General features: G+C 61.6%; 26 protein-coding genes and 1 other RNA gene. 12 read left to right on the top strand and 15 right to left on the bottom strand.

The window, feature by feature from the left end; all coding sequences use genetic code 11:
* Window positions 1-5: 5 nt before the first annotated feature.
* The 8 genes from Q9295_RS01680 to Q9295_RS01645 all read right to left on the bottom strand — a co-directional run bounded on the left by Q9295_RS01680 (window position 6) and on the right by Q9295_RS01645 (window position 10237).
* A complete protein-coding gene (locus tag Q9295_RS01680) occupies window positions 6-2432 on the bottom strand; it encodes a DUF3772 domain-containing protein (RefSeq protein ID WP_306678741.1) in 2427 nt (808 codons plus the stop codon).
* Between the two features lie 4 nt (window positions 2433-2436).
* A complete protein-coding gene (locus tag Q9295_RS01675; RefSeq protein WP_306678740.1) occupies window positions 2437-3471 on the bottom strand; it encodes a cysteine synthase A in 1035 nt (344 codons plus the stop codon).
* Between the two features lie 230 nt (window positions 3472-3701).
* Window positions 3702-5093 carry an aspartate aminotransferase family protein gene (locus Q9295_RS01670; protein ID WP_306678739.1) on the bottom strand — a complete coding sequence of 464 codons (1392 nt, stop codon included), beginning with the start codon at window positions 5091-5093 and terminating at the stop codon, window positions 3702-3704.
* Window positions 5094-5390: 297 nt separating this feature from the next.
* Complete coding sequence (locus Q9295_RS01665) at window positions 5391-6080, bottom strand: GntR family transcriptional regulator (RefSeq protein ID WP_306678736.1); 690 nt, start codon at window positions 6078-6080, stop codon at window positions 5391-5393.
* Between the two features lie 108 nt (window positions 6081-6188).
* Window positions 6189-7085 (bottom strand): NUDIX domain-containing protein, encoded by an 897-nt coding sequence (locus Q9295_RS01660; RefSeq protein ID WP_306678734.1) that lies wholly within the window; start codon window positions 7083-7085, stop codon window positions 6189-6191.
* A complete protein-coding gene (locus Q9295_RS01655; protein ID WP_306678732.1) occupies window positions 7061-7501 on the bottom strand; it encodes a TrgA family protein in 441 nt (146 codons plus the stop codon). Before Q9295_RS01655 ends, Q9295_RS01660 begins: the two co-directional genes overlap by 25 nt.
* A 187-nt stretch (window positions 7502-7688) precedes the next feature.
* On the bottom strand, window positions 7689-8915 hold the full coding sequence (locus Q9295_RS01650) for an aminotransferase class V-fold PLP-dependent enzyme (RefSeq protein ID WP_306678730.1): 1227 nt from the start codon (window positions 8913-8915) through the stop codon (window positions 7689-7691).
* A gap of 269 nt (window positions 8916-9184) precedes the next feature.
* Window positions 9185-10237: an ABC transporter substrate-binding protein gene (locus Q9295_RS01645; RefSeq protein ID WP_306678728.1), complete on the bottom strand. Its 1053-nt coding sequence runs from the start codon at window positions 10235-10237 to the stop codon at window positions 9185-9187.
* A gap of 257 nt (window positions 10238-10494) precedes the next feature.
* On the opposite strand from Q9295_RS01645, the gene Q9295_RS01640 reads away from it, so the two are divergent.
* From Q9295_RS01640 to Q9295_RS01600, 9 genes are all read left to right on the top strand, one after another.
* The gene (locus tag Q9295_RS01640; RefSeq protein WP_306678726.1) at window positions 10495-11487 is read left to right on the top strand and encodes an MDR family oxidoreductase; all 993 of its coding nucleotides are present in this window, start codon (window positions 10495-10497) and stop codon (window positions 11485-11487) included.
* A 47-nt stretch (window positions 11488-11534) separates the two neighbouring features.
* Window positions 11535-11889: a transfer-messenger RNA gene (gene ssrA, locus Q9295_RS01635) on the top strand.
* A 216-nt stretch (window positions 11890-12105) separates the two neighbouring features.
* Window positions 12106-12597 carry an SspB family protein gene (locus tag Q9295_RS01630; RefSeq protein ID WP_306678724.1) on the top strand — a complete coding sequence of 164 codons (492 nt, stop codon included), beginning with the start codon at window positions 12106-12108 and terminating at the stop codon, window positions 12595-12597.
* A gap of 3 nt (window positions 12598-12600) precedes the next feature.
* Complete coding sequence (locus tag Q9295_RS01625) at window positions 12601-13194, top strand: class I SAM-dependent methyltransferase (protein ID WP_306678722.1); 594 nt, start codon at window positions 12601-12603, stop codon at window positions 13192-13194.
* A 242-nt stretch (window positions 13195-13436) separates the two neighbouring features.
* A complete protein-coding gene (gene fumC, locus Q9295_RS01620) occupies window positions 13437-14831 on the top strand; it encodes a class II fumarate hydratase (RefSeq protein WP_306678720.1) in 1395 nt (464 codons plus the stop codon).
* On the top strand, window positions 14831-15016 hold the full coding sequence (locus tag Q9295_RS01615; RefSeq protein WP_306678718.1) for a DUF4169 family protein: 186 nt from the start codon (window positions 14831-14833) through the stop codon (window positions 15014-15016). The genes fumC and Q9295_RS01615 overlap by 1 nt, the downstream gene beginning before the upstream one ends.
* Before the next feature lie 53 nt (window positions 15017-15069).
* A complete protein-coding gene (locus tag Q9295_RS01610) occupies window positions 15070-15300 on the top strand; it encodes an N-(5'-phosphoribosyl)anthranilate isomerase (protein WP_306678716.1) in 231 nt (76 codons plus the stop codon).
* Between the two features lie 60 nt (window positions 15301-15360).
* Window positions 15361-15582 (top strand): ribbon-helix-helix domain-containing protein, encoded by a 222-nt coding sequence (locus tag Q9295_RS01605; protein ID WP_306678714.1) that lies wholly within the window; start codon window positions 15361-15363, stop codon window positions 15580-15582.
* Between the two features lie 3 nt (window positions 15583-15585).
* A complete protein-coding gene (locus Q9295_RS01600; protein ID WP_306678712.1) occupies window positions 15586-16623 on the top strand; it encodes a zinc-dependent alcohol dehydrogenase family protein in 1038 nt (345 codons plus the stop codon).
* A gap of 3 nt (window positions 16624-16626) precedes the next feature.
* Here Q9295_RS01600 and Q9295_RS01595 read toward each other — a convergent pair whose 3' ends face one another.
* From Q9295_RS01595 to Q9295_RS01585, 3 genes are all read right to left on the bottom strand, one after another.
* The gene (locus tag Q9295_RS01595) at window positions 16627-17304 is read right to left on the bottom strand and encodes a DUF1638 domain-containing protein (RefSeq protein ID WP_306678710.1); all 678 of its coding nucleotides are present in this window, start codon (window positions 17302-17304) and stop codon (window positions 16627-16629) included.
* Window positions 17295-17450: a hypothetical protein gene (locus Q9295_RS01590; protein WP_306678708.1), complete on the bottom strand. Its 156-nt coding sequence runs from the start codon at window positions 17448-17450 to the stop codon at window positions 17295-17297. Before Q9295_RS01590 ends, Q9295_RS01595 begins: the two co-directional genes overlap by 10 nt.
* A gap of 124 nt (window positions 17451-17574) precedes the next feature.
* The gene (locus tag Q9295_RS01585) at window positions 17575-18273 is read right to left on the bottom strand and encodes a cobalamin B12-binding domain-containing protein (protein WP_306678705.1); all 699 of its coding nucleotides are present in this window, start codon (window positions 18271-18273) and stop codon (window positions 17575-17577) included.
* 156 nt (window positions 18274-18429) lie between these two features.
* Here Q9295_RS01585 and Q9295_RS01580 point away from each other — a divergent pair, with 156 nt between their 5' ends.
* The gene (locus Q9295_RS01580) at window positions 18430-19530 is read left to right on the top strand and encodes a PA0069 family radical SAM protein (protein ID WP_306678704.1); all 1101 of its coding nucleotides are present in this window, start codon (window positions 18430-18432) and stop codon (window positions 19528-19530) included.
* Between the two features lie 18 nt (window positions 19531-19548).
* Here the strand turns inward: Q9295_RS01580 and bmt are convergent, their stop codons facing one another.
* Together bmt and Q9295_RS01570 are read right to left on the bottom strand one after the other, a co-directional pair.
* On the bottom strand, window positions 19549-20565 hold the full coding sequence (gene bmt, locus Q9295_RS01575; RefSeq protein ID WP_306678702.1) for a betaine--homocysteine S-methyltransferase: 1017 nt from the start codon (window positions 20563-20565) through the stop codon (window positions 19549-19551).
* 181 nt (window positions 20566-20746) lie between these two features.
* Window positions 20747-21061, bottom strand: coding sequence for a DUF1476 domain-containing protein (locus Q9295_RS01570; RefSeq protein ID WP_306678700.1), 315 nt, complete (start codon window positions 21059-21061; stop codon window positions 20747-20749).
* Between the two features lie 246 nt (window positions 21062-21307).
* Between Q9295_RS01570 and Q9295_RS01565 the strand changes: the two genes are divergently transcribed.
* Together Q9295_RS01565 and purS are read left to right on the top strand one after the other, a co-directional pair.
* Window positions 21308-22063: a phosphoribosylaminoimidazolesuccinocarboxamide synthase gene (locus Q9295_RS01565; protein ID WP_306678698.1), complete on the top strand. Its 756-nt coding sequence runs from the start codon at window positions 21308-21310 to the stop codon at window positions 22061-22063.
* A 76-nt stretch (window positions 22064-22139) separates the two neighbouring features.
* Window positions 22140-22379 (top strand): phosphoribosylformylglycinamidine synthase subunit PurS, encoded by a 240-nt coding sequence (purS, locus tag Q9295_RS01560; RefSeq protein WP_306678696.1) that lies wholly within the window; start codon window positions 22140-22142, stop codon window positions 22377-22379.
* 94 nt (window positions 22380-22473) lie between these two features.
* Here purS and Q9295_RS01555 read toward each other — a convergent pair whose 3' ends face one another.
* Both Q9295_RS01555 and Q9295_RS01550 read right to left on the bottom strand, forming a co-directional pair.
* Window positions 22474-23847 carry a cytochrome P450 gene (locus Q9295_RS01555; RefSeq protein ID WP_306678694.1) on the bottom strand — a complete coding sequence of 458 codons (1374 nt, stop codon included), beginning with the start codon at window positions 23845-23847 and terminating at the stop codon, window positions 22474-22476.
* The gene (locus Q9295_RS01550) at window positions 23844-25106 is read right to left on the bottom strand and encodes a hypothetical protein (RefSeq protein WP_306678692.1); all 1263 of its coding nucleotides are present in this window, start codon (window positions 25104-25106) and stop codon (window positions 23844-23846) included. Before Q9295_RS01550 ends, Q9295_RS01555 begins: the two co-directional genes overlap by 4 nt.
* Window positions 25107-25173 lie beyond the last annotated feature (67 nt).

Below are 25173 nucleotides of genomic sequence, written 5' to 3'. Positions count from 1 at the left end.
AAGGTTCAGCCGCTTTCATCCTTTTCACGGATCACAGCGGCAGCGGCGGGCGCTGCATCGGCTTGGCCGCCCATCTCGGCCAAAGGCCGCGCGCCCCCGACCAGCGACAGCGCACGCACGATCTCATCGACATTGCGCAACGTGACATCGCTTTGGGCCGCGGGAATCTCGATGCCCGCAACGGCGAAACGCTCAATGATCTGATGGTTGATCTCGGTGCGCACCTGCGAGCCAAAATTCACATCGCGCAGGATCACCCGGATCTCAAAGGTCAGGGCATCGGGGCCAAAGCCGGTAAAAGCCACCGCAGGCGGCGGGTTCAAGATCGCCAATGGCTGCGCCTCGGCAATCTCGCCCAGGATCTTCTCTACAAGCCTTGTGTCGGTGCCGTAGGCCACATTCACCGGCACCACCAAACGCCCGGCCAAAGAAAACCGCGTCCAGTTCTTCACCTGCTGGCTGACGAAATCGGCGTTGGGAACGATCACCATCGTGCGGTCAAAGGTCTGCACTTTGGTCGAGCGGACCGAGATTGATTTCACAATGCCTTGGACACCGCCCACCTCGACCCAGTCACCTTCCGAGACCGGGCGCTCGACCAAAAGAATGATCCCCGAGACAAAGTTCTGCACAATGTTTTGCAGACCAAAACCGATGCCGACCGACAGCGCACCGGCGACGATGGCAAGCCCCGAGAGGTCAATGCCGGTGGCGCGGATCGCCACCAAAGCGGCCAAGAAAATCCCCACATAGCCGACGCCCGCGACAAGCGCCGTCTGGCCGCCGCGGTCCATGCTGGTCTTGGGCAAAATGGTGGTGCGCAACGCGCCTTGGATCAGCCGCGTCACCGCATAGCCGGCCAAGAAGATCAGCACGAAGACCAGAAAATCGGTGGGAGAGATCCGCGTCTCGCCCATCTGGAAGCCTTCGCGGAACCGGGTCCAAAGTTCGGTCAGGTCCGAATAGCGCGCGCCCCAGACCAATGCGAAAACCGGCAAAGACAGCAAGGTCAGTGCAAAGCCCGCCAGCACTGGCACCAGCCCATCGGTCGAGGCTTCCGCCTCCGAGCTGCCACGCCGGATCAGCGCCATGGCCCAGAAATCGGCAATAAGGCGTTGGAGAATGAAGATAACGGTGATCAGAGCCAAAGAGATGATCGCCGGGAAGATGATCGCATTGGCCGCCGCCACATAGCCAATGGCCGCCAAGATTGGCCCGCCCACGCCAATCACGCCAATGGCTTGGGCGATCAGGCTCAGCAGCGTCAGCACATAATTCGGCTGCGCCGTGCCATCGCGCGCTTGGCGCAGGACCTGCCCCATACGCCACAGCGCAATGCCGCCGACGATCAGGATCGGCAAGCTCATCACCGCCGTGGTGGCTTCGGAATACTCCTGTGGGTCCATCGCGCGGCTGCGCAGGATCTCGGCCGCAACCGTGAGGCCCATCACCACCGACCAGAACCGCCCCTCAGCCCGCCGCTCGGGCGGCAATGGCAGCATCGCCCCCGCCTCTTGCTGGCGCGGGAAGGCGCGCAATCCCAGCCAAGCGGCAAAGGAGATTACGAAACCCAAAACCGGCAGCGCATCGTTCAGCCGGGTGCCAACCTCGCCCAAAAGCCCGGTGGCCCGCAAGGCCGAGGTCAGAGCCACCACCCCCAAGACCGGCACCACCACCAGCCCAAGCGAGGCGACAACGGCCAAAATCCGGCGCCGCAAAGCACCTCCGCGCAGTTGCAACCGCTCGGCATAAACATCGATCCAGCGCCGGGCATAAATGGCAAGCCCGGCCCAAACCCCCAGCAACAAGACGATCAGTGGCAGATTATCGACCAGCCGGTCCCGCGCATGCGGATCGGCCCAAGCCTCCGTCGTCTCATACCAAAGCCGCATCAGCGTGTCGGAAAAGCCCACCGCCGCTTCCGGCCAATTGGCCGGATTGACCGGCGAGGGCCAAAGCCGCAGCAAAGCATCAGCCTGCCGCTCACGCATCACGCGGTCGATTTCACGGATCAAACCATCGGCGCGCTGATAGGCCTCTTCGGCGGCAATGCCGGGGGCCTGCAAGACCACCAGCCGGTCGGCCAGCTCTTTGCGCCGCGCACTCAGCTCTTCAGCCTCGGTCTCGCCCTCGGCCGGAGCCGGACCCAAAGCCGCGATCTGCTCTTTCACGGTGGCAATGCGCGCGGCATTGGCGGTTTGCGCTGTCGACAAGGCCCCGCGCCAATCGGCCAATTGGCCGCGCAGCTCATCCAACCGCTCATCGCTGGGATCTTTGGTCTCCAGCTCGTCTTCGGCGCGCGCTGCCGTGCGCTCCCAATCTTCGTAATTGACGGCCGCAACCGCTGCGTCTTCTGCCCAAACCTGCCCCGTTAGGGGCAGGCTCAGCACTGCCAGCGTAAGAACCAGCAGGAAGCTGCGCAGAAGCCGCATCAAATTATGCGTCCTCGAAGACCGAGGGCAAAGCCCGTGCCGGACGCGCGAGCCATTCCGGCACCGGCAGACCTTTTTCGCGCAAGAAGGTGGGGTTGTAGATCTTCGACTGATAGCGGCTGCCGTAATCGCAGAGCAAAGTCACGATCGTATGGCCCGGCCCCAATTCGCGCGCCATGCGAATGGCCCCGGCGATATTCACCGCGGTCGAGCCGCCCATGCAAAGCCCCTCTTCCATCGCCAGATCGAAGATCAAGGGCAAAGCCTCGGCATCCGGGATGCGCCAGCTGAAATCGGGGGTGATGCCTTCAAGGTTCGCCGTGATCCGGCCCTGCCCGATGCCTTCGGTGATCGAAGAGCCGGGGCTCTCCAACTTGCCGGTGGTGTAATAGGCGTGCAAAGCCGCGCCCTCGGGGTCCGCCAGACCGATCTTCACGCCCTTGGGCTGCAAAGCCATTGCCACACCGGCCAAAGTCCCGCCCGAGCCGACAGCGCTGACAAAACCATCGACCTTGCCACCGGTCTGCTCCCAAATCTCGGGGCCCGTGGTCTCGATATGGGCCTGACGGTTGGCGGTGTTGTCAAACTGATTGGCCCAGATCGCGCCATTCGGTTCGGTCCGCGCCAAAGCCTCGGCCAGACGGCCCGAGTAACGGATATAGTTGTTGGGGTTTTTGTAAGGTGCCGCTGGCACTTGCACCAGTTCGGCCCCGGCAAGCCGGATCATGTCTTTCTTCTCCTGAGACTGGGTCTCAGGGATCACGATCACGGTCTTGAACCCCATCGAAGCGCCGACCAAGGCCAAACCAATGCCGGTATTGCCTGCTGTGCCTTCGACAATGGTGCCGCCGGGCTTCAAAGCCCCGCGCCGCACGGCGTCTTGGATGATGAACAAAGCGGCCCGATCCTTGACCGATTGGCCGGGATTCAGGAATTCGCATTTGCCAAGAATGGTGCAGCCCGTCATTTCGCTGGCGCGGCGCAGTTTCAAAAGCGGCGTATTGCCGATGGCATGCGCCAAATCGCTGTGGATGTTCATGGCTGGCTCCTTGGCGGTTTGGCTTTAGTCTTAGGGAATTGCGACCCGAAGCTCAAGCGGCGCAAAAGCTGTGCGCGCTCACAGCGGATGACAAATGCGCCGCCTCTGAAGGCCAAAGCCGCGCCGCGCCCCTGCGGCACAAGAACAGCGCCACGACAAAGGGCCGCTCTTGCGAACGGCCCCTGCCCTCATCCCGCCTCTGGCGGATTTTGGTTCTTAGTTTGCGCCGCTCACTTGGCGACCATCAGCCCATCGGCTTGCAGCCCCGCATAGCACTCATCCAAGGACTTGCGCGCGCGCTCGATCAGCACATCGATCTCGGCCGGGGTGATGCACAGAGGCGGTGAGATGATCATCCGGTCGCCGACATGGCGCATGATCAGATCATTGGCAAAGCAACGCTCGCGGCAACGGAAGCCCACGGTGCCGGTTTCCGAGGTGAAAGCCGCCCGCGTCGCCTTGTTCGGCGTCAACGCGATCGAGCCCATAAGGCCCACAAGCTTCGCCTCACCCACCAGCGGGTGATCGGCCAGCTCGGCCCAGCGCTTGGCCAGATAGGGGTTCGCCACATCGCGGACATGTTCAACGATGCCCTCGTCTTGCATGATGCGCAGGTTCTCCAAAGCCACCGCCGCCGCGACCGGGTGGCCGGAATAGGTGTAGCCGTGGTTGAACTCATCGCCACCGACGACCGCTGCCACCTCATCCGACAGGATTGAGCCGCCAATCGGCTGGTAGCCCGAGGAAAGGCCCTTGGCGATGGTGATGATATCAGGCTTGATGTTGAAGGTCTGAGCGGCAAACCAATTGCCGGTGCGGCCAAAGCCGGTGATGACCTCATCAAGGATCAAAAGCACGCCGTATTTTTGGCAAATGCGCTGGATTTCCGGCCAATAGGTCGAAGGCGGAATGATCACGCCACCAGCCCCCTGCACCGCTTCGCCGATGAAGGCGGCAACGTTATCGGGTCCAACCTCAAGGATCTTTTCCTCAAGCTGACGCGCCCGGGCAAGGCCGAATTCTTCGGGCGACATATCGCCACCTTCCGACCACCAATCGGGCTGTTCGATATGCTCGATGCCATCGATCTTGCCGCCATGGGCGTGGATGCCCTTCATCCCGCCCAAGCTGCCACCGCCCAAGGTCGAGCCATGATAGCCATTCCAACGCGCAAGGATCGTCCGGCGCCAGGGCTTACCCTTGGCCTGCCAATAGCGGCGCACCAGACGAATGTTGGTGTCATTGGCTTCCGAGCCGGAAGCGGCAAAGAACACATGGTTCAAATCCCCCGGCGCCAGCTCGGCCAGCTTCGCGGCCAGAGCAATCGCCGGCACATGGGTGGTTTGGAAGAAGGTGTTGTAATAGGGCAGCTCTTCCATCTGCCGCGCCGCCACTTGGGCGAGTTCCTTACGGCCATAGCCGATGTTCACACACCAAAGCCCCGCCATCGCATCTAAGATGCGGTGCCCCTCACTGTCAGTGAGCCAAACCCCCTCACCCCGCACCATGACCCGCGCGCCCTTTTTGCCCAAGGCAGAGTTGTCGGTGAAGGGATGGAAATGATGCGCCGCATCAAGCTTTTGCAGCTCTGCCGTCGGCAGATTGGTGTTGATCATATTCATGAGAGAAACCTCGCAGATTCGGCGGTCCTGTGGTGCCGTCGCCGCAGAGGATATGATCAAAACAGCCCAGCTTCAAGAAATTTGATCAAATTTCTTGAAGCCCCTCCCCACAACCAAAAGGCGGCGCAACACAAGGGCCCGGCAGCCGGGGGCGCTTCGCCCCCCGGACCCCCCGAGAGTATTTAGATCAAGATGAAACCATCTCTTTCAGAACTGTAAATATCCCCGCCGGAGGCCACCCGAGCCGGTTGCGCGGGCACCGCGCAGAGGCGAGATATAAGCTTGCGCCGCAGGCGCTCAATTAACCTCGGTCAGGGCTTGGCGGATGTGATCGACGCCTTGCTGGATGTCGCGCTCCATGGCTTGCGCAAGGGCGGCGGCATCGCCTTGGCGCATCGCTTGCAAGGCATCGGAATGCCGGTCGGGCGAGAGTTGCTGGCCGTAACGCCCGATCACCGCGCGCAGGCTTGGCCCCGCCCGCAGCCAAAGCCCGCGCACGATGTCCAAAAGCACCGGCGCGTCAGAGGCCTCATAAAGCGTGAAATGGAAGCTGTGGTTGGCGGCCAGATAGCCTTGGACATTGCCCGCGCCAATCGCCTCATTCACCGCCGCATCGATGCGCTCAAGCTTCGCGATCAGTTCGGGCGTGATATGGGCCGCGGCCAAAGCCGCCAGCTTCGGCTCAAGGCTCAGCCGCGCGAAGGCCACCTGTTCCAGCATGGCCAGCGTCATCGCCGGCACCGCCACCCGCCGGTTGCCCTGCGGCAAGAGCGCCCCTTCTGCCGTCAGTCGCCGGATCGCCTCACGCACCGGGGTCATGCCCGCATCGAGGTCTTGGATCAGCCCTTGAATTGTCACCGGTTGACCCGGCGCCAATTGACCATAAAGGATCATGTCGCGCAGCCGCGCATAGGTCAGCTCATGCGTCGGAACCTTGCGGTCACGCAGGCTCTCATCTGCCGCTATGGCGCCGTTTGCGTTCATCATACCCTCGGCACTTTCTGCAGCGGCCCTATAGGCTTTCACACAAGCCAAACACAACCATGATGCACAGCTTCTGGCAAGATGATCAAATTTTGCCGCTGGTCCGAGGCGCTATCGACGATGGCGCGCCAAGAGCCGCTCGTGATGGCGGATCAGCCACTGCACCGAGAGGATCAGCGGCGCATTGCTGAACTGGCCACTGTCCAACTCAGCCACGAGATCGTTAAACTCGACCAGATGGCCGCGGATATCTTCCGCCTCTTCGGACAGACCAAACTGCCCCGCCGCCCCATCCGGCAGATCACAAGGCGCCAAATAAGAGTAGAGATATTCCGTCATTGCCCCTGGCGAAGGGTAGTATTCCGCGATCGGCTCTAGCGCGCCGATCCGCAGCCCCGCTTCTTCAAAGGCCTCGCGTCGAGCGGCGTCTTGCGGGGTCTCGCCGGGATCGATCCGACCCGCCACCGCCTCAAGCTGCCAAGGGTTCCGCTCGCCCCGCGCCAAGGGGGCTGTGCGCATCTGCTCCACCAAGAGCACCCGGTCACGGCGAGGATCCCAAGGCAGCACGGTGACGGCATCGGCCGCCACAAAGACCTCGCGGCTGACCACGGGGCTTAGTTCCCCGTCAAAGCGGCGAAAGCGCAGATCGAAGACTTCCGTGGCGAAAAACCCATGGAAGGGCTGGGTGAGATTGAGCCGCTCAGCATCGCCTAAAGCCACCTCACGGCGCCGATCGCTCACGGTGGGCTGCGACACCGCCCTGATCCGCGCCGCCGCCCGCGCCAGCATAGCCGCGCGTCGCGCCCGCAGCCGCTCGGCCGGGACCAGCCCCCGCAGAGCGAGAATGTCCAAAGCCAGCTCTGCCTCAAGCGCCGCATCCGGCGCCGTCAGCCCGCCCGTCGCCGCTTGCCAGAACGCCAGCCGTTCCTTTGCCTGCGCAGGATCATCGCCCCGCACAAGCGCCATCAAAGCATCCATGTCCGTCACCGCCAGCGCCGCGCCGTCCATTCGGTGAGCATCCCACCCACCGCACCGCCGATGATCAGCACCCCCAGCACCCCCGGCGTCAGCATCTTGCGCCCTTGGTCGAGCATGTTTTCAAACACCCCCAGCGCCGCCTCAAGCGGGCCGTCAAAGATCATCTTCTGGGTTTGGCCGTACATCAGATATGTCGCGAAGATCAAAAGCGCGAAGAACACCAAAGTGACCGAGGTGCGCAGGCCCGAGCCCACCGCATCGGCATAGCTCTGCCCCACCAAAGACCCCATCGTGTACCACCCGACAAGCAGGCCGATCAGCGCCGTGATTTCGCGAAAGCGGCCGAAATAGGCCTGCTCGCCCAAAGCCGGAATATGGGCATTGGCGGCGAACCAGCCGATGGCGGCAAAGAAAAGAGCAGCGACGAGTTTTGCAGTGGTTGGCATAATGGCCCCGGTCACTGAGGAAGAATTTCGGCGCTTAGTTTCGGCTTTGTCGCATCTGCGTGCAAGAGAGGAGCTTTACGGCCCCGCAAAGCCGCGGCAACGGGGCATCACCTTGCAAAGCGCGCGCCGAAGCGAGGGCTGGCCCGCTTCGGCGCAATTAACGCAATGTTCATTTCTTAAGGACGCGTTAAAGCACCTGCTCCAAAGCGCCGATCAGCCGAGAGACGTCCTCGGCGCTGGTGTAATGCACCGCCGACATCCGCAGCACACCTTTGTCGCGGTCGATGCCCAAAGCCTCCAGCGGGCGGACGGCGTAGAAATCCCCGGCCCAACAGGCAATGCCCTTTTGGCCCAAAGCCTCCGAGACCGGCTCGGCGGCACGGTTCAGCTCCACCGCCACCGTGGGTGCACGGCGCGCCGCCTCCCGCGGGCCGATCAGCCGCAAGTCATTGCGCGCGCCCAAGAAATCCAACAAGGGCTGGATGACCACCTCTTCATGCGCCCGCATCAGATCATGCACGCCGCGATTGCGCGCGGCCCCATCGCCACTGATGCCGTGATGCGCCGCCAAAGCATCGATGTAATCGGCCATGCCCGCACAGGCTGCCACCTGCGCATGATCGGGGCCGCTTGGCGTGTGACGTTTATAAAGCGTGGCATGGTTGAAGAAATGCCCCTGCCCCGGCAGCTCCATGCCGAAATCGCGGCGGATGACCATGATGCCCTGATGCGGGCCATAGGTCTTATAGGCTGAGAAAAGGTAAACATCCGCGCCCAAAGCGGGCACATCCGGGAAGCCATGCGGCGCATAGCTGACCCCATCGACAATCGTGCGCGCTCCATGGGCTTTCGCGATCGCGGTGATCGCCGCCACATCATTCACCTCGGCAATCACATTCGAGCAATGCGGGAAGCACACCAGCCGCACCTTGCCATCCGCCAGCAAAGCCTCAAGCCGACCATGGTCCAAGGATCCGGTGGAAGGATCCAGCTTCCACTCGCGCACCTCGATGCCTTCGGCCGCCAGACGCCGCCAAACCCCGGCATTGGCCTCATGGTCTTGGTTCGAGACCACGATGGCGGCATCCTGCCGCGCCAGCCATTGCCGCACCGCTTGGGCCAGCACATAAGTGTTGGTGCTGGTTGAAGGCCCGAAAGAGACCTCATCCCCCGCCACGCCCATCATCGCCGCCAAACGGACCCGCGCCTCGTCCATCTCGGCGCCGCCAGCCTGCGCCCCCGGATAGGGACCGTAGGGCTGCACCTTGCGATCATGGTAAAACCGGGTCAGCCGGTCGACCACTTGGATGCAAGGATAGCTGCCGCCCGCATTCTCAAAGAAGGCATGGCTTGAGAGCACCGGCGATTGGAACGCCGGGAATTGCGAACGGACGAAAGCAAGGTCTAGCGCCATCAGGCGGCTCCATCTTAGGGCCGCGCCCGGACACCCCCACGCGATGCGGGGGTATGGGGCCCGGTGCGCGGCAGGTCTTCCAGCCAGACCGTCGGATTTCTCTCCGCCAGCCAGTGCCAGATTTGGCATCAAATCGGAAGCTAGCGAGCCGCCGCAAAAGCCGCAATCCCCCAAACGAAAGCATCCGCCGGTTGCCCGACGGATGCCATACGTTTTCCATACGCAGAACAGACGTAAACCATACGCCCCTTTTACGCCTCAGACCCGGATCAGAAGCCCGATTTGATCAGTTCGAACTCTTCCACCAGCTTGTCGCGCAAAGCGGGCTGCATCGGGGTTTGCAAGAAGACCGTGGTGTCGATCGCATCGACATAAGCCGCTGCTTGCTCTTCCGCCGGGATCGTCGCCATGGCCTCGGGGTTGGTGTTGGCATAGCCAATCGCATCCACGATCGGGCGCGCGCTCGACGGCGCATACATCGAATTCACCCAGTCATAGAGCTTGTCTTCGCTGCCCGGACCGTCCTTCATGTTAACGAAACCACAGAAGAACGAGGTCGAACCCTCTTTCGGTGCGCGATTGAAGCCAACCGGGAAGTTGTCGGCTTTCATGATCGCCACCGGGTCGTTCCACGACCACGAGACCAAGATCTCACCCGAGGCCATCGCCTGCGACAGCTCGGACGGGTCCGACCACCAAGTGCGCACATTCGGTGCCACTTCGCGCAGCCAATCAGCCGCCGCAGTGATCTGATCGTCGCTCACATCATCCCAATTGGTGACGCCGGTGGCCAAGAAAGCCAAAGCCCAAACGTCATCGGAATTGTCGGAAATCGAGATCCGGCCCGCATATTTCGGGTTCTTGAAGACCTCCAAAGATTGTACATCTTCTTCAGGCACTTCGTTCAAATTATAGGCGATCGCCGTATAGGCAAAGTCATAGGGCAGGAACCAAACGCCGCCGTCATCCTTAATGAAGGAAGAGGCGAAAAGAGCCGGGTCGATGTTCTTGAAAGCCTCGACTTTCGAGATATCCCAAGGCTCGATCAGCCCTGCATCGCGGTAGCGCGGCACAGCGCCCGGGCAAGGGTGCACCGCATCGGCGCGGAAGCCCGACGAGACCTTTTGGAACGCCTCATCATCATCGGCATAAAAGACATAGGTCGGCTTCTGGCCGTGCTTGTCGACATAGGGCGTCAAAGCCCCGTCGATCTCCCATCCGGCCCAGTCCAGAATGGTTAATTCAGGATCCGCGGCATGTGCCGAGGAGGCAAGAACCAGTGCGCTTGCGGCACCAGTCAAAAGGCGAGCAGTGAACGTCATGATTACTCCTTCGGCAATAGTAAGGCTTCGGCGGGTTTGCCCTCTTTTATCACTGTTAAAGCTATGCGAGGTTCTGGCCAGCTCACAAGCAATAACTGCGCGGCGCATTGCCTGAATGCACAGTAAAGTAAAGTGGTTTTTGCCTGAACTTGCCTTTGCAAGGCACTGTTCTTGCAAAGAAAAGCCAAGTCTCCTACCGCGACACGCCCCTGGTGGCGGTTATGATTGCCCACCCTTGAAGCCGAAAGGACCAAGCGATGTTTCGCGCAATATTGATGCAGCGTGATGCCGAAGGGAAAGCCACGCCACGGCTGGAAGAGTTGCAAGACAGCGCCCTGCCCGAGGGTGAGGTGACCATCGCCGTCGAATATTCCACTTTGAACTATAAAGACGGGCTCTGCCTGTCGCCCTCTGGCGGCGGTCTGGTGCGCAATTATCCGCATGTTCCAGGCATCGATTTTGCCGGTCGTGTCGAGACCTCCAGCGACCCGCGTTACGCCCCCGGCGATGCCGTCATCCTGACCGGCTGGCGCGTGGGCGAGGCGCATTGGGGCGGCTTTGCCGAGAAAGCGCGCGTCAAAGCTGATTGGCTGGTGCCGCTGCCACAGGGCCTAACGACCCGGCGCGCTATGGCCATCGGCACGGCTGGTTTCACCGCGATGCTGGCGCTGATGGAGCTGGAATCTCAAGGGCTTACCCCCAGCGCGGGTGAGGTATTGGTGACCGGTGCCGCCGGGGGTGTCGGCTCGATCGCCGTGGCGCTTTTGGCCGCCAATGGCTACCAAACCGCCGCCGTCACCGGCCGGCCCGAGACGGAAACCTATCTTAAAGACCTGGGGGCGGCGCGGATCGTGCCGCGCGCGGATCTGGCCGAGGCGATCAAACGCCCGATGGAATCAGAGACCTGGGCGGGCTGCATCGATGCTGTCGGCGGCGAGATGCTGGCGCGGGTTCTGGGGCAGTTGAAATCCGAAGCCGCCGTGGCCGCCGTCGGCAATGCGGGCGGCTTGCAGGTTCCAGCCAATATCATTCCTTTCCTTTTGCGCGGCGTGAAGCTTCTGGGCATCAATTCGGTGACCGTACCCTATCCCCGCCGCCTTGCCGCATGGGAGCGTTTGGCCCGCGAATTGCCGCTGCAAAAGCTGGACGGGATGATCCAAGAGGCCGCTCTGGCCGATGTCCCCGCCTTGGGGGCGGCCATCCTGAAGGGACAGGTTCAAGGCCGTGTTGTCGTAGACATGCGCCTCTAACGCCCTGAAATTCCATGCGGCTTGCTGAGAGCTTTCCAACGCCTCAGCCCCTTGCGGCCCGTCCTTGCCGCGCCTATATTGGGCTTGTTCGGGGCAACCCGGACTATGGTGATAAACGCACCTGTAATAGACGGCTCGGACCCGGGGGCGGTACCCGGCGACTCCACCAAACCTCCCGATCATTGCGGGCGTGTGGGGTCGAAATAGGATCGACGGACGTTCAAAGAGGCCAGCTTTTACTCGGTGAGGTACCACCGTTATCGGTCCAAGATCACAGTTGCCAATGACAACCGTGCTCCGGTGGCGATGGCTGCGTAAGCAGCTCTCAATACCAAATCTAAGCCCTTACGGTTAGCCCCGTAAGGCGGGGTTCGCAGGTACCTGGCAACAGAAACCTGCACTTAGCCCCCCTCTGCATCCACCCTCTGCCAAGTCAGCGCGCCCCAGCAATGGGCCGGCGCGTCCCTCATGCAAGCCCCCCTACATTCGGCGGACTTGTGCTGCGCAAACTGCCGCAACGGCACCTCACCCAAACTTGCGCGCATTTTCCGGCCCGCCACCCCTTTTCACGGCTGGCAAATTGCCTATGCTGCACGCCAATTGCGAAAGGACCACCCCATGACCCGCAGCATCGACTACGGCAATCTGATGCACCGGGCGATGCGCGGTTTGATCCAAAACGTGCTTGAGGATGTGGCCAAAAACGGCCTGCCGGGCGAACACCACTTCTTCATCACCTTTGACACCAATTATCCGGGCGTCGCTTTGGCCGATTGGTTGCATCAGCGCTATCCTGATGAAATGACTGTGGTTTTGCAGCATTGGTTCGACCAGCTCGACGTCACCGATGAGGGATTTTCGGTCACCCTCAACTTCGGCAGCCAACCCGAGCCGCTGGTGATCCCCTTCGACGCTGTGCGCACTTTCGTTGACCCTTCCGTCGAATTCGGCCTGCGGTTTGAAACCCGCGAGGGCGAGGATGACGACGAGGAAGATCTCGCCGACGAGCCGCAAAACGCGGGCGATGACAATGGCGATGACGGCGGTGATGAGCCCCCCACCCCGCGTGCCGCCGAGGTGGTACGCCTTGACCGTTTCCGCAAGACTTAACCTATGACAAGCGACCTTGCTCTTTTCCGGCGTCGCTTGTTGAAAAACCCGCGGCAAGTTTCAGCCGTCGCCCCCTCCTCGCAGACTTTGGCGCGGGCGATGACGCTGGGCCTAGGGCCGCAATCCGGGCCAGTGGTCGAATTTGGCCCCGGCACCGGGCGGTTTACCGCCGCCATTCTGGCCCGCGGCGTGCCGCCTGAAAATTTGACCCTCTTCGAGTTGGACGAGGAATTCGTCGCACATTTGCGGCAAAAGTTTCCCGGTGTGACCGTGCATCAAGCCCCCGCACAAGAGGCGGCCCGGCTGATCACCCAACAGGTGGGCGTGGTGATTTCAGGCCTGCCCCTGCTGTCGATGCCCGAACCGGTGCGCCAGGGGATCGTCGCAGCCGCCTTCGAGATCCTCGCCCCGCGCGGCCGCTATTTGCAATTCACCTACGGCAACCGCCCACCCCTGCCGCCCGAACTGATTGCCGCGTTGGGTCTGACGGTGAGCCGCGGCCACAAAGTCTGGGCCAACCTGCCCCCGGCAAGGGTCTACCGCTTCCGTCGCGGTGCCACGGATGGCCCAACAACCGAAACGGGGCTCAGCCGTTAAGCACGCTTGAACCCAGCATCTATCCTTTCAGGCTGAGCCGGACAGGACGCGATATCATCCAAAATCAGAAAGGCTCCGCCCAAGCCTGGCCTCATTGCGCGCCCAAACGCCTCGAGGCGTGCAGCAGCCGAGTTGAAGTGCGGTCTCGCCCCCAAAGGCCACGCCCATGTATGCAATAGTATACCGATTGATTCCCCCGCCCCCCGGCGCTAAGGGAAGCGTAAGCTCTGCAGGAGGCCCCGATGACCGCAACCCGTACCGAAACCGACAGCTTTGGCCCGCTCGAGGTGCCTTCCGATAAATATTGGGGCGCGCAGACCCAGCGCTCGATCATCAATTTCCCGATCGGCTGGGAGCGTCAGCCGGTCCCGATCATCCGCGCGCTTGGCGTGATCAAAAAGGCCTGCGCTTTGGTTAACAAAGCCCAAGGCGATCTGGCGCCCGAACTGGCCGATGCCATCGCCGCCGCCGCCTCGGAAGTGATTGAGGGCAAATTCGACGACAACTTCCCGCTGGTGGTCTGGCAGACCGGCTCGGGCACCCAGTCGAATATGAACGCCAACGAGGTGATCTCGAACCGCGCGATCGAGATGATGGGCGGGGTGATGGGCAGCAAAAAGCCCGTGCACCCGAATGACCATGTGAACATGGGCCAATCCTCGAACGACACTTTCCCCACCGCGATGCATGTCGCCATCGGCATGCATGCGCGCGATCTTCTGATCCCGGGGCTGGAGAAGCTGTCGAAAGCGCTCTGGGGCAAGTCGGAAGAGTTCAAGGATATCATCAAGATCGGCCGCACCCATACGCAGGATGCGACGCCTCTGACCTTGGGCCAAGAGTTCTCGGGCTATGCCACGCAAGTGGATAAAGGCATCGCGCGGGTCAAAGCCTGCCTGCCCGATATCTACGAGCTGGCGCAAGGCGGCACCGCGGTCGGCACCGGACTCAACACCCGTGTCGGCTTTGACAAGCGCGTGGCGGCTGAGATTGCCGCGATCACCGACTTGCCCTTCGTGACCGCGCCCAACAAGTTCGAAGCTTTGGCTGCGCATGATGCGATGGTCATGTTCTCGGGCGCCTTGAAGACGGTCGCAGCGGCCCTCTTCAAAATCGCCAATGACTTGCGCCTACTGGGCTCAGGCCCGCGCTCGGGTCTGGGTGAGTTGATCTTGCCAGAAAATGAGCCGGGCTCGTCGATCATGCCGGGGAAGGTGAACCCGACCCAAGCTGAGGCACTGACCATGGTCTGCGCTCATGTCATGGGCAATGATGCAGCGGTCGGCTTTGCGGGCAGCCAAGGTCACTTTGAACTGAACGTCTACAACCCGATGATGTCCTATAACGTGTTGCAATCGATGCAGCTTTTGGGCGACGCCGCCTCAAGCTTCACCGACAATATGGTGGTCGGCACGCAGGCCAATGTGGCGCGGATCGACAAGCTGATGAAGGAATCGCTGATGCTGGTGACGGCTTTGGCGCCGACCATCGGCTATGACAACGCGACCAAAGTGGCCAAGACCGCGCATAAGAACGGCACCACTCTGCGCGAAGAAGCGATCGCATTGGGCTTTGTCGATGGCGAGACCTTTGACCGCATCGTGCGCCCTGAAGATATGGTTGGCCCGAAAGGCTGATGGGGGAACTCATCAACCTTCGGCAGGTGAAAAAGCAGGCGGCCCGCAAGGCCGCCCGCAGTGTAGCTGACGCCAATGCCGCCAAGTTCGGTCGTAGCAAGGCCGAGAAATCTTTGGACGAGGCGCGGGCGGATCTGACCAAACGCGCTTTGGATGGGCATCTGCGCGACAAGGAAACCGATTAAGCCTCGGTTAACCTTGCCGAGGCAAACTTGGCGCTTCCGACCTGGAGGCGCCCATGCGACCACTTCCTGCCCCGATCTCTCCCGAACGCTGGATCATGCAGTTGTTCTCTGCGCAAACGGTGGCGGCAGGTGGCATCGTACGTCGACAGGTCCGGGATGTCGAAAGACTGGTCGGGCGCGAGCGATTTTTGCGCGAAGTGAGGCGGCGGGGCTATCGAGCCATTGAAAATGGCGGGTATTTCGTGATCTTCTGCAATACCGATCCGGTTCTCGTAGTCACCTGAGCGGGCTCTCGGCAAGTTTCTTTACAGAAACTTGCAAATTCCTTCGAAGGAATTTGTCTGATGACAACCCGCCCTGCAAAACACTCCCTCACCTTGAAGGGCCACCGCACTTCGGTCTCACTTGAGCCCGAGTTCTGGCAGGCTTTTCAAAGCATTGCCGTAGAAATGGCACTGCCAATCAATCAACTGGCAGCAGAAATCGACGCATCACGTCGCGGAGAGGAAGGCTTGGCTTCGGCAATTCGGGTCTTTTGCTTGAACCACTACCGCTTGAAAGGTTGACCCATGCGCGCCGCCGTCCTTCGTGCCTATCGTGAGCCCCTCTCGATTGAGGAGGTGCCCGATCCGACCTGCGAGGCCGATGGCGTCGTTCTGAAAGTGCTCTCTTGCGGCATTTGCCGCAGTGACTGGCACGGTTGGGTGGGCGAGCATCCCAAGGTGAAGCCGGGCGATATTCCCGGCCATGAATATTGCGGCGAAGTGGTCGAGGCCGGGCCTTTGGCGAAATGGCGCAAGGGCGACCGGGTGATCGCGCCCTTCATCCTTGCCTGTGGCGATTGCCCGGAATGCCGCTCGGGCCAGACCACCACCTGCCGCTCGCAGCGCGTGCCGGGCTTTGGCGATCGCGGCGCTTATGCCGAATATGTCTCGGTACCGCATGCCCACAACCTTGCCCGTCTGCCCGAAAGCCTGAGCCCCGCCTTGGCGGCAGGCCTTGGCTGCCGCGTCACCACTGCCTATCACGCCCTTACCGGGCGCGCGGCCTTGCAGGCGGGCGAATGGCTTGCGGTGCATGGCACTGGTGGGATTGGGCTTTCCTGCTTGCTCCTTGGCAAAGCGCTTGGTGCGCGGGTGATCGTGGTGGATGTCGTTCCGGAAAAACTCGCCCATGCCAAGGCCTTGGGGGCCGAAGCTGCGGTAGATGCGCGGTCCGGCGATGTGGCCGCTCAGATCATCGAAATCACCGGCGGTGGCGCGCATGTCAGCGTTGAGGCTTTGGGGATTGAGGTCACCGCCAATAACTCGCTGCGCTGCCTGCGCCCGATGGGGCGGCATGTCCAGATCGGCCTGCCGGTCGGTCACACCGCGCAGATGCAGATTGACGTCAACGCCATCTACATGCGCCAGCTTTCGGTCTTCGGCAGCCGCGGCATGCCCGCCTGGCGCTACCCCAGCCTTCTGTCGCTGATTGAGACCGGCCGCGTCGATGTCAGCCCGATCGTCGCCCGCCAAGTGGCGCTTTCGCAAGCGACCGAGGAACTACGCGCCTTTGACGGCCCCACCGCCCCCGGCGTGGCGGTGATCTCGGATTTCAGCCGTTGATCCTTACTCGGCCACCCGCGTAAGGGTGGTCGCCAGATCGCCGTAGCCGGTGAAGCGCCGCTCATAGGCCAAGCCCAGACGGGCGGCGCAGGCCTCGGCTTTAGCATCAAGGGCGGGATCATTGATCTGCGCCTGATAGACCAGCTTGGTGTAATTGCCGAAGAACATGTCGCGCAACTCAGGATGCCGGTCGAGGCCCATCGGCTTCCAGACGAAGGCGTCAAACTGGCGCACCAGAAAATCGGTCAGGTAGAAGGCGGTGAACTCCTCCTCGGCCTTCTCGGCAAAGACGGCATTTCCTTCAAAAAACGAATAGCAATGCGGGCCTTCGACCATCTCGACGCCCAGTTCCTTGCACTTTTTCAACAAAAGCCCGCCGGTGCCGCAATCGGCATAAACAACGAAGATCTGGTCATAATCCGCACGCCGTTCCAGCACCGCCGCCTCGACCGCCGTCACGATCTGATCGGGGTAAAGGTGCAGTTTCGCAGGCAGGCATTGCAGGTCCAAATGCGACCAGCCATTGGCTTTCTTCAAGGCCAAGATCTCATGCGCCAAGGCCCCGCAGGCCAAGAGCAAGACCCGCCCCGCAAGGCCGGGCTGCATACCCTCTTCGGTAAGCCCAGCATCCGAAGGCAGGCGAAGGGCGGGATCAGCGGTAACTTCTGCGCTTAGCGCCATTGCCTTATTCCAATAAAGAGAGAGCCAGCCAATGCCGCGAAGCTGATCGCCAGCACCGGCACATGCGCCCAAAAGGCCAAGGCCAATGTCGCGCCTGCGGCGATGATCACGAAGCCCAAGAGCGTCAGGAAATGGGTTAATGGCATATCACTCTCCCTTCCTTTCAAGATGGGCGCGCGGCGGTGCTTTTCCAAGTCACAAAAGCGCAAAAGGCCCCGGAGTTTCCCCCGAGGCCCTGAAAGGCTTCAGCCGCAAAGGGCCAGCGGGCGATTAAGCGCCGATTTGGTTGTGCTTACGCGCCACGAAGGACTTGGCGGTTTCCACAGCCACAGCCGCATCGCGGCAGTAAGCGTCGGCACCAATGGCCTTGCCGAATTCTTCGTTCAACGGTGCGCCACCGACGAGGACGATATACTCCTCGCGCATGCCTTTCTCTTTCATCGTGTCGATCACGACTTTCATATAGGGCATGGTGGTGGTCAGCAGAGCCGACATGCCAAGGATATCGGGCTGCTCAGCTTCCAGAGCTTCCAGATATTTCTCGACCGAGTTGTTGATGCCAAGGTCTTTGACCTCGAAGCCAGCGCCTTCCATCATCATCGCGACAAGGTTCTTGCCGATGTCATGGATGTCGCCTTTGACGGTGCCGATCACCATCTTGCCCATGCGAGGTGCGCCGGTTTCCGCCAAGAGCGGCTTCAAGATGGCCATACCGGCCTTCATGGCGTTAGCGGCCAGCAGCACTTCCGGCACGAAGAGAATGCCGTCGCGGAAGTCAGCGCCAACGATGGTCATGCCTGCGACCAGTGCTTTGGTCAGCACGTCATAGGGGGTCCAGCCGCGCTCGAGCAGGATACTGACGCCCTCTTCGATCTCTTCCTTCAGACCGTCATAAAGGTCGTCATGCATCTGCAGGACAAGTTCGTCATCCGAAAGTTCCGACAGGATAATGTCTTCTTCGTCGGCCATCTGGGCGCTCCGTGGAAAAGTTGTTGTATGGTGCATGGGCCATCAGCGGCAAAACCACTCAGCGGTTTGCGACATGCCCGGACTGAAAGCCGACAGAGACGGGTTTGAGATGCAATTCCGCTGGCACTTGTTCTCTTTTCGTTCTATCATTTATCAATGATCAACGCCCCCCTGCCCCCTGCTAGCGGATTACGACCCGGCGACCGTCTCAGGGCGCGCGGGGCCACTTCTAACGCCAATGGCCGGTATGAAGCAACCAGCCGCGCGGCATTGGATGATGGCTGGGATCTGCCGCATGAAGATCACTTGATCCGAACACAAGTGCGTGACGAGCGGGCGCGCTCGGCGCTCAGCTTCAATCGCTCGCCCGACATTCCCTTTGACCGCTCGGTGAACCCTTATCGCGGTTGTGAGCATGGCTGCATCTACTGCTTTGCACGGCCAAGCCATGCTTGGTTGAACCTTTCACCCGGGTTGGATTTTGAAACCCAGTTGATCGCCCGCCCCGGTCTGGCGCAGGTCTTAGACAAAGAGTTGCGCGCCAAGAGCTATCAGCCGCAGGTGATTGCGATCGGCACCAATACCGATCCTTATCAACCGCTTGAGGCGTCGCGCAAGGTTATGCGTGAGGTGGTTGAAGTGCTCTCCGCCTTCCGCCACCCGCTGGCGATCACCACCAAAGGCACATTGATCGAGCGCGACATTGACCTTCTGGCGCCAATGGCGGCGCAGGGGCTGTTGCGGGTGGGGATCTCATTGACCACGCTGGATGCAGGCCTGTCGCGCAAGATGGAGCCTCGCGCAGCCGCCCCTGCCCGGCGCCTCGCCACGATCCGCAAACTGACCCAAGCCGGTATCCCAGTGCGCGCCATGATCGCGCCGGTGATCCCGGGCCTCACCGATCATGAGCTGGAACCGATCATGGAGGCCGTGGCTGGGGCTGGGGCCGAAGCCGCCAGTTGGATCATGCTGCGCCTGCCGCTTGAGGTGGCGGGCCTCTTCCAAGATTGGTTGGCCGAGAATTACCCTGACCGCGCCGCCAAGGTGATGGCGCGGGTGCGCGATGTGCATGGCGGCAAGGAATACGACCCGGCTTGGGGCAAACGCATGCGCGGTGAGGGGCTTTGGTCGCGGCTGATCGCGCAAAGGTTCGACAAAGCGCTGCCGCGCTATCGGTTGGTGAAAGAGATGCCGCCTTTGCGCTGCGATCTCTTCAGCGCGCCCTTTGCGCGAGGAAATCAGCTGAGCCTCTTTTGAAGGCTCAGCTGTCGTTCATCAGCCCCGGCGACCGCGACGCTCGCGCTTGGGCGCATCCGGATCGTCGCCGGTGCCATCCGAGGCCGAAGAGAAGCCACCAAGATGGGCTTGGATATCCTCGACCGAGGGCGCCGGGCCTTTCGGACGGCTCTCCAAAGCCGCGCGCATTGCCTTCAGATGCTCGGGCATGGTGCCGCAGCAACCGCCGATGATCCGCACGCCAGCATCACGCGCCAAGACGGCATATTCGGCCATCAACTCGGGCGTGCCATCGTAATGGATATGGCCGTCGTGGTATTTCGGGATGCCCGCATTGCCCTTGGCAATGATCGGCCGGGCCGAGCCGGTGGCGGTGAAGCCCAGAACCGTGCGCATCAGATCCGAGGCCCCAACGCCGCAATTGGCCCCAAAGGCGATCGGCGGATTCGGCAGCTTTTCCACCATCTCGGCCATCGCCGCCGAGGTCACGCCCATCATCGTGCGCCCTGCGGTGTCAAAGCTCATGGTGCCGCACCAGGCCATGCCCGCCAAAGCTGCCGCCTCGGCCGCGGCCTTATATTCCTCGGGCGCCGAAATCGTCTCGACCCAAAGCACATCCGCGCCGCCAGCTTTCAGCCCTTCAGCCTGCTCGTGGAAGATCTCCACCGCCAAAGCATGGGTCATCGTGCCCATCGGCTCGAAGATATCGCCCGTCGGGCCAACCGAGCCTGCCACAACCACTTTGCGCCCCGAAGCATCGGCGATCTCGCGGCCCAAAGCGGCGCCAACGCGGTTCAACTCATGCACCTGGCCTTGCAGATTGTGCAGTTTCAGACGCGAGGCATTGCCGCCAAAGGTGTTGGTCAGGAAGATGTCCGAGCCCGCCTCAACCGCATTGCGGTAGAGCGTGCGGATGTCATCTGCGCGCTCGATGTTCCACATCTCCGGCGGCTCGCCCGAGGACAGGCCCATATTGAAGAGGTTGGTGCCGGTGGCCCCGTCGGCCATCAGCCAATCCCGGCTGGATAGCAGGCTGGAAAGCGCGTCCTTGGTCATTGGCTGGGCCCTTTGTGCAAAGGATGAAAATCGATAAAGCGACCTCTGCCACGCGGTTTTCGGCGATGCAAACCCAAACTCATCCACGAAACCGCCAGCCGCTGCCGGCCAAATCGCAAGAACCGCACGCGCCTTTCGGCCCGCGCGGCTTGTAATGTCTTAGACAAAACCTCTGAGGCGATCAGATCTCGCCCATCAGCTGGGTTTTCGCGGTGATCAACAGCTCTTCCATCTTGGCGCGGATTTGATCGGTGCTGGCCTTATCACCCAAATCAGCCGAAAGCTTGCGGACCACATCCTCGGACCCCGCCTCTTCGAAATCGGCCGAGACGACCTCCATCGCATAGGCTTTGGCCTCATCTTCCGACTTGCCCAAAAGCCCCGCGGCCCAGAGGCCGATCAGCTTGTTGCGGCGGGCCTCGGCTTTGAATTGCATCTCGCTGTCATGGGCGAATTTGGTCTCAAAGGCGTTTTCGCGGTCGTCGAACGTGGTCATGAAGATCCCCGACATTGTTATGATAGCCCCCTAGATATGATCACGCGTCGGGCTTGTCGCAAGGGTTAGGCCACTACCCCATTCAGAAAGCCGCCCAAAGCGCGCTAAGGCCTGCTGTGGAACGCTGCGGCGCCGCCCCTGCCCGCCCGCCCCCGCGCCTTGCAGCCGAGCGGGGCTTCCACTATAGCGCAATTGCGAGATGGGGGTGGCGCGGCCGCCCCCGTTTCCTATGGCATCGGAGAGTTCATGGCACGGCGTAAGAAGGTCTACGAGGGCAAGGCGAAGATCCTGTATGAAGGCCCCGAGCCCGGCACTCTGATCCAGTATTTCAAAGACGACGGCGCGCCCCCTGTGGCCGTGGCTCCGGCGGCGAATGAGGGCAAAGGTGTCCTCAACAACCGCCTGAGTGAGTTCTTCATGTCTGGGCTGAACACGATTGGCGTGCCGACGCATTTCATCCGTCGCATCAACATGCGTGAGCAATTGGTGCGCATGGCCGAGATTATCCCGCTGGAAGTCGTGGTGCGCAACTTTGCCGCCGGGGATCTGACCAACCGTTTGGGCATCCCCGAGGGCACGCCTTTGCCGCGCCCGATCGTGGAATATTACTTCAAAGACGACAAACTCGGCACGCCTCTGGTCAGCGAAGAGCATATCATCGCGTTCAACTGGGCCAACCAGCAAGATCTGGACGATATGATCGCGCTGGCCTTGCGGGTGAATGATTTCCTGTCCGGTGTGATGATGGGTGTTGGCATCCGTCTGGCCGATTTCCGGCTTGAACTGGGTCGGGTCTGGGAGGGCGAATTCATGCGGCTGATCGTCGCCGATGAGATCAGCCCCGACAGCTGCCGGCTCTGGGACATGCGGATGACCGAAGGCCCCGATGGCACGATCCCCGATCCGGGCCCCTTGCATGATGTCTATACCGAACTGGCGCGGCGTTTGGGCGTGATGCCCTCAAATGTGACGCACACGACGAAACCCAGCCTGATCAATTAAAGTTCCGTATCAACGGAACTTGCCCCTGCCCGTCCCCAGCGTTATGGGGGCGGGGCATTCGCAGCCGGAGGTCCCGATGAAAGCCCGCGTCACCGTTATGTTGAAGAATGGCGTTCTTGATCCGCAAGGCGAGGCGATCCGCCACGCGCTTGGCTCTTTGGGCTTTGCGGGCGTCAATGGCGTGCGTCAGGGCAAAGTGATCGAGCTCGATCTCGCAAGCACCGATGCAGCCTCGGCTGAGGTCGAAGTGAAGTCGATGTGCGAAAAGCTTCTGGCCAATACGGTTATCGAGAGCTACCGCGTCGAGATCCTCTGAGGATCTCTGTGGTCGGCGGCCGGGGCTCTGCCCCGGGCCCCGGGATATTTACGGACAGAAAATGAGTGAGCCGGGTGCTTGGGTGCAGCCGGCTTTATCGTTTTGTGACGCGGAGGTGGATGCCATCTTTGGCGCGCACAGTAAGGTGCGCGGCGGGCATCGAGTCTTGGCCCTCGATGCGTTCGAAGCGGAAGGCTTTGATGAGAAGCGCGAGGAGAAGCGTGCCCTCAACCATAGCAAAGCCCGCGCCGGTGCAGACGCGGGGGCCAGAGGAGAAGGGCATATAGGCATTGCGCGCCGAGGCACGGCCAGCCTCTGTTTGCCAGCGATCAGGGTCGAAGACGTCCGGGTTATGCCAAAGCCGCTCATGGCGCTGTTGGTGCCAAGGCGAAAGCACGATTTGCGCGCCGGGGGCGACGCTTCGGTCGCGGAAGGTCTCGGGGCAACGGTTTTGCCGCACCATCATGGGGACCGGCGGGTAAAGCCGCAAAGTCTCGCGGAAGCAGTCGCGGGTGAACTTCAGCTTTGAGAGGTCTGAAAAGCTTGGGGAATCCGGCAGGCTTACCACCTCGGCGGCGACGCGGTCTTGCGCCTTTGGGTCCAAAGCCAAGAGATAGAGCGCCCAAGACAGCGCTGAGGCCGAAGTTTCATGCCCGGCGAGAAAGAAGATCGCCACCTGATCCACCATCTCTGCTGGCGAAAAGCCGATGCCACTTTGCGGGTCTGGGGTGGTCATGATCTTGGTCGCGAGATCATCCGGGGCCGTGCCAGCGGCGATCTCGGCGGCGCGCTCATCGGTCAACTGGGTGATCAACTGGCGGATCACCTTGGCCGAGCGGCGGGTGGCGCGGCGGTGCAGCCTTGGCATCCAGTTGGGCAAGGGCAGGAAGGCCGCGAGGTTCAAGATCGGCTGGCTGCGCTGATAGGCGCGGAATTCGTGGAAGACGGCGGCGGCCAGCGCATGGTCGATTGGGATCGAAAAGAGCGTGCGGAAGATCACATCCGCCGCCGCATGCGACATCTCTTCTTCGACCTCGACCCTGCCCCCGGCAAGCGCCTCCATCCGCGCCACAGCGGCATAAGCGGCGTCGCGCATGGCGGGAAAGCTGTCCTTCAGCCGCCCACCCTCAAACGCCGGGTCGATGATGCGGCGCTGGCGATTCCAGGTCTCGCCATTGGTGACAAAGACCGAATTGCCCAAGAGCGGGCGCAGGCCCTCGCCGATACGGTCGGATTTCGGGAAATCATCGGGCCGCTCGTTCAGCACCCGCGCCACGAGGCTGGGGTCATTCACCATATAGCTGCGGAAGAAGGGCGTGCGGAATTCGGCCATCCAAGCCCGGTAAAGCCGCGCTGGTTGCGCCGAGAGGATGTCGCGCCGGAAAAGCCTTAAGTAGGTGAAGAGCGAGACCTTATCGGGTCTCGGCTTGGGCTTCGGGGGCGTGGGGGGAAAGGGGCAGCCGCTCATGTGGTTGATCTATAAAGGTTCACCGGCGTCTCGATCCGGCTTTTTGACGGGGCGCGGCTGCGGAAGCGTTCGGCCAAGGTCAGCGGACCAGCGGTGACGGCGAAGTAATCATAATCGCCTTGCGTGCCGGGCAGCGCGTCAAAGGCGCAGAGGTATTGAAAATGTAGCCGGAAATAACGCCGCTTCAGCTCAGCCTGTTTGGCAGATGATAGCGTTTGGCTGAACGCCGCCGAGAGCACCAAGGGCCAGAGCTTGCCTTCGGGGGCCATACCACTGACTGCCACCGGATCGCAAAGCGCAAAGGCGCAGCCATCGCCCGGGGCGGTGACATCGACCCATGTGATCTGGCTGGCGGTGGAAAGGTCGCGCAGATCGCGGCGCAGCCGCTGCGCTTTCGGCAGGAAAGAGACCATCGGCACCACCTGCCCCAGCGAAAGAAAGCTTAAGCGCGGGCGGGTGGGCAGGCCCTGCGGCCCGGCCACCCGCAAAAGATCAGCCAAGATCGAGATCGCCAGATGCGCGCCCGAGGAATGGCCGACGACCAGAACCTCATCGCAATCTTGCGCCAGAGCCGCGCTGATCTGGGCGCGAAACTCGGCCATGCGGGCTTCAAGTTCAGGCGGGTTGGCGCCACCATTTTGCGCCGAAAAGGCGTAATCATGCATCAGATACCAGGCGAAGGCCTTGTTATCCTTGGCACGGAACCAGCGCAGAACGGCCCAAAGCGTGACGGCAGCTGCGGCAATCCCAAAGCTCCAATGGCTGAAATGAGCCAAGACAGCGCCTATGCCCCATGCCAAGCCCACCGCCAGAGCCAGTTGCAAAAGCAGAAAGACAATCGGGTAAAGCGCTGCAATCATTGGACCTTTGCGCAACCGCATCAGCCGAAACAGCGCGCCCGATCCGATATAGGCCCAAGCGGTGCGCAAAAGTTGCAGGTAAGTGGCGGGGATCGTCTCGGACATCGAGCGTTTGACGATATCGGACCAGACCAGCACCGATATCTCAGCCCGGGTCTGCCGACCCTCGATCACGCTCTCGCTGCGCCAGCTGTAACTGCCGGTGCCGCTGAGAGGCGTCAGCTTCAGTTCATAACCAGAAAGCCGGGCCTGATCGGCGCCTTCTTTGCGGTAAAGCTCGCGGTAACGGCGGGGGTGGAACGGGTCATAGCCCGGGATGTAGAACACCCGACGGCGGAACTGCTCCGCCGCGCCTTGCCCATTCGCCTTGGTCTCAGAAGTTTGCCCTGCCCCACTCATACCCGCGATCATGCGAGAAAACTGCGGCAGAGATAAGGGGCAAGACGGGCAAGATCGGTGCGAAACT

The organism is Pseudogemmobacter lacusdianii (genome assembly GCF_030848395.1).
GTDB lineage: Bacteria > Pseudomonadota > Alphaproteobacteria > Rhodobacterales > Rhodobacteraceae > Pseudogemmobacter > Pseudogemmobacter lacusdianii.
Note: the sequence above shows the minus strand (reverse complement) of the source record. Positions and strands in the feature narration are given on the sequence as shown.

Bases quoted from the DNA above. Each gene is read 5' to 3' on its own strand.
- Q9295_RS01610 (WP_306678716.1), top strand. From the start codon at position 15,070: ATGCGACCACTTCCTGCCCCGATCTCTCCCGAACGCTGGATCATGCAG.
- Q9295_RS01655 (WP_306678732.1), bottom strand. From the start codon at position 7,501: ATGCCAACCACTGCAAAACTCGTCGCTGCTCTTTTCTTTGCCGCCATC.
- Q9295_RS01645 (WP_306678728.1), bottom strand. From the start codon at position 10,237: ATGACGTTCACTGCTCGCCTTTTGACTGGTGCCGCAAGCGCACTGGTT.
- Q9295_RS01595 (WP_306678710.1), bottom strand. From the start codon at position 17,304: ATGGCGCTAAGCGCAGAAGTTACCGCTGATCCCGCCCTTCGCCTGCCT.
- Q9295_RS01550 (WP_306678692.1), bottom strand. From the start codon at position 25,106: ATGAGTGGGGCAGGGCAAACTTCTGAGACCAAGGCGAATGGGCAAGGC.
- Q9295_RS01590 (WP_306678708.1), bottom strand. From the start codon at position 17,450: ATGCCATTAACCCATTTCCTGACGCTCTTGGGCTTCGTGATCATCGCC.
- bmt (WP_306678702.1), bottom strand. From the start codon at position 20,565: ATGACCAAGGACGCGCTTTCCAGCCTGCTATCCAGCCGGGATTGGCTG.
- Q9295_RS01570 (WP_306678700.1), bottom strand. From the start codon at position 21,061: ATGACCACGTTCGACGACCGCGAAAACGCCTTTGAGACCAAATTCGCC.
- Q9295_RS01640 (WP_306678726.1), top strand. From the start codon at position 10,495: ATGTTTCGCGCAATATTGATGCAGCGTGATGCCGAAGGGAAAGCCACG.
- Q9295_RS01660 (WP_306678734.1), bottom strand. From the start codon at position 7,085: ATGGACGGCGCGGCGCTGGCGGTGACGGACATGGATGCTTTGATGGCG.
- Q9295_RS01670 (WP_306678739.1), bottom strand. From the start codon at position 5,093: ATGAATATGATCAACACCAATCTGCCGACGGCAGAGCTGCAAAAGCTT.
- fumC (WP_306678720.1), top strand. From the start codon at position 13,437: ATGACCGCAACCCGTACCGAAACCGACAGCTTTGGCCCGCTCGAGGTG.
- Q9295_RS01580 (WP_306678704.1), top strand. From the start codon at position 18,430: ATGATCAACGCCCCCCTGCCCCCTGCTAGCGGATTACGACCCGGCGAC.
- Q9295_RS01630 (WP_306678724.1), top strand. From the start codon at position 12,106: ATGACCCGCAGCATCGACTACGGCAATCTGATGCACCGGGCGATGCGC.
- Q9295_RS01605 (WP_306678714.1), top strand. From the start codon at position 15,361: ATGACAACCCGCCCTGCAAAACACTCCCTCACCTTGAAGGGCCACCGC.
- Q9295_RS01565 (WP_306678698.1), top strand. From the start codon at position 21,308: ATGGCACGGCGTAAGAAGGTCTACGAGGGCAAGGCGAAGATCCTGTAT.
- Q9295_RS01555 (WP_306678694.1), bottom strand. From the start codon at position 23,847: ATGAGCGGCTGCCCCTTTCCCCCCACGCCCCCGAAGCCCAAGCCGAGA.
- Q9295_RS01625 (WP_306678722.1), top strand. From the start codon at position 12,601: ATGACAAGCGACCTTGCTCTTTTCCGGCGTCGCTTGTTGAAAAACCCG.
- Q9295_RS01665 (WP_306678736.1), bottom strand. From the start codon at position 6,080: ATGATGAACGCAAACGGCGCCATAGCGGCAGATGAGAGCCTGCGTGAC.
- purS (WP_306678696.1), top strand. From the start codon at position 22,140: ATGAAAGCCCGCGTCACCGTTATGTTGAAGAATGGCGTTCTTGATCCG.
- Q9295_RS01650 (WP_306678730.1), bottom strand. From the start codon at position 8,915: ATGGCGCTAGACCTTGCTTTCGTCCGTTCGCAATTCCCGGCGTTCCAA.
- Q9295_RS01600 (WP_306678712.1), top strand. From the start codon at position 15,586: ATGCGCGCCGCCGTCCTTCGTGCCTATCGTGAGCCCCTCTCGATTGAG.
- Q9295_RS01675 (WP_306678740.1), bottom strand. From the start codon at position 3,471: ATGAACATCCACAGCGATTTGGCGCATGCCATCGGCAATACGCCGCTT.
- Q9295_RS01680 (WP_306678741.1), bottom strand. From the start codon at position 2,432: ATGCGGCTTCTGCGCAGCTTCCTGCTGGTTCTTACGCTGGCAGTGCTG.
- Q9295_RS01615 (WP_306678718.1), top strand. From the start codon at position 14,831: ATGGGGGAACTCATCAACCTTCGGCAGGTGAAAAAGCAGGCGGCCCGC.
- Q9295_RS01585 (WP_306678705.1), bottom strand. From the start codon at position 18,273: ATGGCCGACGAAGAAGACATTATCCTGTCGGAACTTTCGGATGACGAA.